The sequence below is a fragment of the Chryseobacterium sp. HMWF035 genome, assembly GCF_003094695.1.
GTDB lineage: Bacteria > Bacteroidota > Bacteroidia > Flavobacteriales > Weeksellaceae > Chryseobacterium > Chryseobacterium gambrini.
On record NZ_QEHP01000089.1, the window covers coordinates 25,274 to 33,483 of the forward strand.

The 8,210-nt window shown below is 35.2% G+C and carries 8 protein-coding genes; 2 read left to right on the plus strand and 6 right to left on the minus strand.

What is annotated here, in order from left to right:
* Window positions 1-21: 21 nt before the first annotated feature.
* Both DD829_RS13545 and DD829_RS13550 read left to right on the plus strand, forming a co-directional pair.
* The gene (locus DD829_RS13545; RefSeq protein WP_076395525.1) at window positions 22-270 is read left to right on the plus strand and encodes a NifU family protein; all 249 of its coding nucleotides are present in this window, start codon (window positions 22-24) and stop codon (window positions 268-270) included.
* A gap of 611 nt (window positions 271-881) precedes the next feature.
* The gene (locus DD829_RS13550; RefSeq protein WP_108409050.1) at window positions 882-1,496 is read left to right on the plus strand and encodes a response regulator transcription factor; all 615 of its coding nucleotides are present in this window, start codon (window positions 882-884) and stop codon (window positions 1,494-1,496) included.
* 40 nt (window positions 1,497-1,536) lie between these two features.
* On the opposite strand, the gene DD829_RS13555 is transcribed toward DD829_RS13550, so the two are convergent.
* From DD829_RS13555 to DD829_RS13575, 6 genes are all read right to left on the minus strand, one after another.
* Window positions 1,537-2,253, minus strand: coding sequence for a barstar family protein (locus DD829_RS13555; RefSeq protein WP_108409049.1), 717 nt, complete (start codon window positions 2,251-2,253; stop codon window positions 1,537-1,539).
* Window positions 2,254-2,255: 2 nt separating this feature from the next.
* A complete protein-coding gene (locus DD829_RS13560; RefSeq protein WP_108409048.1) occupies window positions 2,256-3,071 on the minus strand; it encodes a hypothetical protein in 816 nt (271 codons plus the stop codon).
* A 1-nt stretch (window position 3,072) separates the two neighbouring features.
* Entirely contained in the window at window positions 3,073-3,906 is an 834-nt protein-coding gene (locus DD829_RS13565) for an SIR2 family NAD-dependent protein deacylase (RefSeq protein WP_116547839.1), read from the minus strand.
* Window positions 3,907-3,999: 93 nt separating this feature from the next.
* On the minus strand, window positions 4,000-7,041 hold the full coding sequence (locus tag DD829_RS13570; RefSeq protein ID WP_108409047.1) for a choice-of-anchor I family protein: 3,042 nt from the start codon (window positions 7,039-7,041) through the stop codon (window positions 4,000-4,002).
* Between the two features lie 191 nt (window positions 7,042-7,232).
* The gene (locus DD829_RS23625; RefSeq protein ID WP_165762973.1) at window positions 7,233-7,385 is read right to left on the minus strand and encodes a hypothetical protein; all 153 of its coding nucleotides are present in this window, start codon (window positions 7,383-7,385) and stop codon (window positions 7,233-7,235) included.
* On the minus strand, window positions 7,382-8,035 hold the full coding sequence (locus DD829_RS13575) for an NAD-dependent epimerase/dehydratase family protein (protein WP_108409046.1): 654 nt from the start codon (window positions 8,033-8,035) through the stop codon (window positions 7,382-7,384). The genes DD829_RS23625 and DD829_RS13575 overlap by 4 nt, the downstream gene beginning before the upstream one ends.
* Window positions 8,036-8,210 lie beyond the last annotated feature (175 nt).

An 8,210-nucleotide genomic window follows, 5' to 3' on the forward strand; every position in this document is an offset into this window, starting at 1 on the left:
CAGAACTGAACTGAAAAAAATATGGAAACAAATATAACACACGAAGATACCGTAACAAGAGTTTTGGAAGCTCTGGAAAGCATCCGTCCGTTCCTGAACAAAGATGGCGGTGATATCGAGCTTATCGATGTGAAGGACAATCTGGTTTATGTAAAGCTCTTAGGCAACTGCTCCGGATGTTCATTAAACTTTTCAACCTTAAAATTAGGTGTTGAAAACACGATTAAGCAGTACGCTCCGGAAATAGAGAAAGTACTGAATGTAGAATAGAATAGCAGAATATATACTTCATAAGACAGATCTTTTTAAGGTCTGTCTTTTTATTTGCATAAAATTCATCATTATTCAATAATTATAAAAAAAAATTTCGTGAAGTTCGAATTGTTAGAAAAAACATAAATCCTGACACGAAAATATCCCAAAAGAAGGAAATTGTAAAAAAAGTATGATAGTTTAAGGAAGTTAAATTATCTATATATTGCTTTAAGACAGGTTTTTAAATCTATACTTTCTTATTTTTAAGAAAAGTTTAAATAATATTATGAAATTTTTATAGTATTAATTCTACGTGTTCGTGAATATTATATGTCTTATTTTTGTACAAAATTGTTTACAATGCGATATGGGGATGTGTGCTTGTAATATACTTTTATTCTTACATTTTAAATGTTTCTTGTTTTTTTAACGGCTGTATAAAAAAATGAAAATTATACGTTTGGAAAATTTCAGAATTATATAGTATGTTGGTGTCTCTAGAACTCTCCGAATCAGAGAAAAAATATTGCAATAAAAAATAATATTGGTCTGTAAGTTGTATTGAAATTGTAAAATTGAACGAAAAAGTGATTTTCTGTAAAGAAAATTTATTTAAAACTAACACTATGAAAAATATACTCATTGCTGACGGTCATTATGTTGTAAGAATGGGAACCTCAATTATTTTAGAAACCAAACTTGGATATCCGTGTACCATAGATTTTGCCGAAACTTATCCTGAAGCCAAAGAAAAAGTTTGCCAAAAGGTATATGATCTTTTAATTATTGATATTGATATTCCGCAAAGTATTTTCAAAGCAATGGTGAAGGAACTGAAGAAGAAACAGAAACATTTGAGAATTCTTATCTTTTCGGGTTATGACGAAAATGTAGGAATTCAGTATATAGAAGAAGGCGCTTCTGGATATCTTAATAAAGGAGCAACAGAAGAGGAGATTATTGCAAGTGTAAAATCAATATTGGAAGAAGGATATTATTACACGGTAGATATGATGAAAAAACTCGTTACCCATTCTACCGATATTCACTCTGTAGAAAGACTCTCGAAAAGGGAATTCCAGATCTTTAAACTTCTTGCGGAAGGAAACGGAAATATTGAAATTTCTAACAGTCTTAATCTTAAAATGTCGACGATCAGTACCTACAAGAAAAAGATTTTTGAAAAACTTAAGGTAAAAAATATAGTGGATCTTGTACGGATTTATGACGATATGCACTAAAAAAATCAGTCGCGGCGAAAGAATTTCGCCGCGATTTTTTTTATTTTAGAATAACATGAATTTTGAATTCTTGAAAGATATGTATAATTCTGTCAAAGTCTGATTTCAGAAGTTTTTTACTTCGATGATGATTGTACCATGTGATCTCAGAAATGGATTTTACTCCGAAATCTCCCCGAAGACAATCGTATAAAGCATACAGTTGTCTGCCAAAATATCCGGCAATTCCATTTACCTCTTCTCCGAAAGTGCAAAAAAATTCGTCTAAATTATTAAAATCATTTCCATCAAGCCTGAGGATAAGATTTTCTTTTGCAGGTTGAGGCTTCAGATGATGTGATGCGAAAACCAGCCAACCCTGTAACTCATCTTTATCGAGTTTTTTCCAGGAATTTCTTTCGGTAATTTCATTGTTGAGAAACATTTTCCAGGATTTATGAAATCCTTTTGGATGAAACCAGACTGTTCCGCTTACAGTGATGTTGCTCTTTTTAGACTTTATTATTTTAATTCCGCTGATAAAAGTGCTTGTTACAATAGATTTATCTTTATCCAGTAAATGAAAAAAGCCCTGATTATCATAAATCTTTGTCGCTTTCTCAATTTCAGCCCTGAAGTTTTCGATATTCTCAATACCGATCAATCTTATTTCTCTATATCCAAGATTTGTCTTAGTGCTTTCGAGATTTTTAACTTCATCAATGTAGGTAATAATTTTACTTTCTTTTTCTTCTGTATCTAATGAAAATGCAAACATGATTATTGATTGATTTTTAATATTTCAATGCAGTTTTTAAGATCTGCAATCCATTGTGGATTAATATTTTTGTTATCCCTCACTTTATCATAGACAGCCATAAGATCAGGAATATACTGCTCTCCGTGTTTTATATTTAAGAGAGTATCAAATAAAATGCTTTCGTAGCTTTCGCTTTTAAGTTCCTGCAAAATTACAGCTTTTGCCTTCTTATCTTCTCTGTTTGCAAGCCCTTTTATAGCTTCATGCCTTATCTGATGGTCTTTAGAAAAACAATTCTTATACAAAACATGTCTGATATCTTCATTATCACATTCGATTTGTGTTCCGAGACCAAAAGTAGCCCAGTCTCTCACTCTGAGGCTTCTGTCCTGTGCCAGTTTTATCATCATTGTTACGGCTTTATAATTCTCAACTCCGAGTAGAGAAAAAGTAAGTGCATATCTTATTTCTTTAGATTCTGAATTTTTAAATTGTTCTAAAGTTTTGAAATGCTTTGTTTTTAAATATTGGTTGTTATGACCGATGGCAAAAAGGCTTGTACAAATAAGATTTTCATCTGACGTGGTTCTTAAAATTTTAAAGATTTTATCAAAAAGAGATTCAACAAAGCTTTCACGATTATTTCCTAATTGGCATAAAACATCAATCCCGATTTGTTTAAATTTTACATCATCAGAATATATCATTTCAAAACATCTTGAAATCATTTCATTGTTTACAAATGTTCTTAATTTTGTAATCTGATTCCAGTAATTACTTTTGTATTTAGCCTTGAACGCTTTTTTGATTAAAACATTGACTTCAGAATGATTCATCTTAAATTATTTCAGATAAATTTTCAACAATCTCTTTAATCACCTTTAAAACCTCAGTCGATTTTTCCCGAATAATTAGTTTATTCTTTTTATTTTTAATCAGTTCCGTGAAATGATTGTCTTCGGTGTTGATGTCAACAATATAAGCTCCATATTTTAACGAAGTTTCAGCAATGGTAAGAGGAAGATTTGTCGTTCCTGAAGTTCCGATAATAAAAAGCGCTCCGCTGTTTTTTGCTACTTTCAGAGAACTGAATTTCTTATTGGTTTTTTCATCATAATATTCATCAAACCATAAAATATTCGGGCGCATCCAGTGTCCGCAATACGAGCAGGTAAGCAATTCAATCTCTTTTGCTGTAAGATCTTCATCAATGTTTTTGCCTTTAATTTCTTCCGGAAGATGTACAATTTCCTTACATCCGTTCGAACATTTAATTTCACGGTTATTTCCATGAATTTCATAAATTCGATGATTTCCGGCGCGTCGGTGAAGATTATCTATATTTTGAGTAATCAGATGAAACCTATCCTGCAGCATCTTTTCAATTTCGGCTAAATGAAAATGACTCTCATTGGGTGCTGCACTTTCAAACATTTTTTTTCTGAAAAGAGAATATTTCAAAACTTCTTCAGGATTTTGCTTAAAATATTTCAGTGTCCCGAATTCTTCAGGCTTATGAAACTGTGTTCCTTTTACCCAGATTCCGTCTGTTCCGCGATAGGTAGGAATTCCGCTGTCGGATGAAATTCCTGCTCCCGTTAAAAAAGTGAAAAGATTTCGTTTTTCTTTATGGTAAACCTGATGGATGATTTCTTCTAATTGCGTTTTCATGGTATTTCAAAGTTTAAAACTACTGAATTTCTTTAAAACAGAAAAGCCCCGAAAATTCGAGGCTCATTTTTAATCAACTAAATAATATATAATCTACTTTACAATAACTCTTTTCAGGTGTCCTTCGGAAGTTTTTACAAGATACACTCCTGTAGAAAGTTTCGAAGTGTCGATTGTTAAAGCATTTTTTTCTTTTCCAATCTGTTTTCCGGACATATCATACAATTCATAATCCTGCGCTCTGTTGAAATACAGGATATTTCCTTTTGCCACCGGATTCGGGAATACATTGAAGGTTGCTTTTTCCGGTTTTACCTCTCCGGTAGCCAGAGTCGGCGCATTGGCGATTTCATACATTGATAAAGTACCGCTGATTTCATTGGCAACAATTACATAGCCTTTTCCGGTAGTTGTATTTTCGGGGGCAATGTAGATAAGTCCTTCCGGTCCGTTATCGCCTCCGTACGCAGAAGTCATTCTCGAATGTTTGTAATCTGTGAAAGCAGGATTGTTAGGATCTGTAATATTATAAACCATTACTCCGCCGGTTCTTTCCAGTGTAATGAAAGCGTACGTTTGTCCGTTAATATTTCCTAAAGCAACTCCTTCCGGTTCTGGACCTTTTGCACGGCTTCTGCTTTTAACAGTATTGGATTCATTATCTGCATTAAAGATCAACGGATGATTGGCAGCAATATATCTCTCAAAACGGTCGCCGCTGTCGTAGACGATCTGTTTGGTATCTGCATTGAAGATCGAGAATGAACGAGCTCCCAAAGCTGCAATTTCCTCAAAATCTGCATCTCCGTCTGTATTTCCGGTCGCATTGGAAACTCTGAATCTTCCTAAATTATAAGAAGCTTTTAAAACAGAAGCCTGTGGAAAAATAGCGGGATCTAAAGCATAATCATTCGCACCTACTGTAGTTCTTTCACTGAATCCTGAAAGGTCTTTTTCGTCACCTTCATTGGCAGTGACGATATAATTGGTTCCTCCAACCTTATAATTCTGAATGCCATCCGGAGTAAAATAGGCTTTTACAGGCCAGTTTGCAATTAAGATCTCTCCATTGTTATCAGAAGCATCAAAACCGTTTCCGGGAACACTCATGTCTTTTTTACCCAATCCCCAAATTCCAGTAATGGTTTTTGTGGCTAAATTAACTTCGGCAACCGCATTGTTTTCCTGAAGGGCGACCCATGCTTTCTGGCTGTCTGAACTGATGATAATGTATTCCGGTTCTAAATCCTGAGAAAGCGTATTGTTTGTTCTTACTTTTCTCAAACCGGTTGCCGCTAATGCAGAAACCTGAGCATCAAAAGCATTAAAATTAAGCGTCGTAACATTGCTTTGCGTAAGATTGGAAATTCCGCCCGAAATATCAATAATGCTGATTGTTCCTTCCGGATCTACGGTATAAGCATCGTTCGGCTCGCCTTCATTGGCGGTCATTACTTTTGTTCCGTCCGGTGAAAAAGTAATCATATCCGGTAAAGCTCCTACGGTAACCTGCTTCAGGAAATTTCCGTTGATATCAAAGAAAACTACAGAACCGTTCAGCTGCGGATTTGTGTTCGGAGAAGCCGCAGCAATAATTCCGTTTTTCACGGCGATGCTTGTAATTCCGCCATAAGGAGCCATGTTGATGGTATTAACAACGGTTGGCGAAGTAGGATTGCTGAAATTAATAATATCAAAAACATCGGTGATGGAACTGATGGTAAATAATCTCTGGGTCGCAGGATCATGAACCACAATTTCCGTAGAACTGTTGTTGGTTCCGGAAGGATCAAAACTTCCGATATAATTTAAAGAAATCTGATGGGACGGAACAGGAGCCGGTTTATCGTTATCTACAATATAAATCGTTGCATTGCTGTCTCCGGAAATGTTTGCTCCAACCGGATTTTCAAGGCTTACCACAAAATATTCAGCCTGTTGTTCTTCCAGAGTATCATCAATAATCGGGATGTTTACCGTATAACTCGTTGTGGAAGGAGTAAGATTAATGGTCTGATTTGCGAGTGTAAAGTCGCTGCTGTTTGCTGTACTGAAAGGAGCGGGTTTCACCACCAAATTCACTGTTGAATTTGACGGATTCGTAACATTTATTTTAAATGCTAAAGTACCGACATTTTCATTGACTTTAATAAAATTTTTATCCAGAGAAACGGAGGTTCCTGCTGTGGTGAAAGTTGTGGAAGTAACTGCTGTAACCGCATTATCACTGGTGTCTTCTACCATATTGGGTTTTAAAGCCAGATAATACGTTTGGTTCGGGATTAAAGCTACAGTCGGGATTACTGTAATTTTATTATTGGAAAACGCAGTTGTAAAGGGAACCTGAGAACCTGAAGCATTTCCAAGACGGAAATCGACAAGCATTTGTGCATTAGAATCGTTGATCGCGGAATTGTCTGTTAATCTTACATTTTCATTAAAAGAAATCGTAGGATTTACAGTCGTTAAAGCATTATTTGTGTTGTTTGAGGGAAGGTAAGTTACGGTGGGAGGAGTAGTATCGGCTGCGCTAATGGGGGTTGCATCTACGGTAAAATTATCGAAACGGTTGTTGCCCACTGTTCCTCCGGAACCTTGTGAGAATTCAGCTTTAAGTTTAAAATTAGGATTGTTGGCGACTCCGGAAACGCCTGAAAAGTTTAACGTAATGAGCTGCGGATTGGCATCTAAAGGTGAAACCGTCTGAAAAGTAACGAAATTTGTTCCGTCCACAGAATATTTCCAGGTTTGTGTTCCCGCTCCGGAACCGGATCTTCTTGTCGTAAATTTCACTACAACATTATTATACCCTGTTGTTGGTAAATTGAACTGAAGATTTCCGTTGATCGGGAAATTATAGCGTAAATGCGTTCCTGAAACATCTCCGTTTCTCGCATTCAAATTGTCGACGTTGAAGTTTTGTCCTGTTCCGTTGGCAAAATCTACCTCAGTAGTTCCGTTGGTTACAGCAGTCATCGAACCTCCCAACAAAGTGGAAGTCGGGGTAGTGATGGAAGCTGCCGAAGCATTGTTGTTGAAATTCCAGTAGTGGATAAGAGCGTTCTGCCCGAAAACCGCTCCCTGAAGAAAGAATGCGGCGACAACAGAACTTTTTAACAAGTAGTTGTTAATCATTTTTTACTTACTTTAAATTTATGCAAAAATGAAGGTTCTACTTTGCAAAGATTTTAAGGTAATTTTAAGAAATGATTAATAAATAAGAGATAAGAATAAATTTAAGTTAATAATAAAAATAATCAAACACGAAATAAGGAAATCGTTTTTATGACAAACGATTTTTAATATTTACTATTCCTAATGATAGCTTATTTTGAGACCTTACCGGAAAAACGCAGATTTTTGCCTGTAAACTTATTCCCTTCCAACGGATGTTTCTGCATATAAAAAAATCCTGAAATTGCCGTCAGAACCAATAAAATAAAAGCTACCAGAAAAATTCTTTTTAACATTTCCTTCATATCGCAAGATTTTTAATGTCCTTAATTTCTAATGTTGAGGTGGGATACCCTTTTAATACGGCATTGATCATTGCAATACCCACTTCATGTAAAGTTAATGATTTTGATGGTAATAAAACAGGGAAAACCCAAATAAACGGTTTAAAAAACCATTTTACATTTTCCTGACCTTCAACAGGTTTCATAAATCCCGGTCGGAAATTGTATGCTGCCCTGAATCCTAATTTTCTAAGTGCATTTTCCGTTCTGCCTTTTACTCTTGCCCACATCATTTTTCCGCTTTCCGTTTTGTCCGTGTGCGCTCCTGAAACATAGTTGAAAACCATATCTGGATTCTGATTGAGAACGGCCTTTGCGAAATGAAGCGTTGTATCATAGGTAATTTTGGTGTATTCTTCTTCGCTCATTCCTACACTGCTGATTCCCGCGCAGAAAAATACGGCATCATATCCTTTGAAGTTTTCATCATTCAGATCTATTTTTAAAAAATCCGAAACAATGTATTCTTTTAGTTTAGCGTGCTTTTTGCCCGACGGCTTTCGGCTTACACTGAGAATTTCAGAAATGTTCGGGTTTTCAAGACATTCCATTAAAACGCCTTCTCCTACCATTCCTGTTGCTCCTGTGAGAATTATTTTTATTGAATTCATTTCTTTCCTGTTATTATTTTTGGTGACGTTTTAAAGTGCTCTTTTACTTTATGTGGTAGCAAAAAGTATACAATTTTTTTAAACTTTAATGAAATTTTCTTTGAAATCAGAAGAAATACTAAGGAAAGGGTCTGAATATGATTATTTTTCAATGTGATTGTACTTTGTTTTAGTT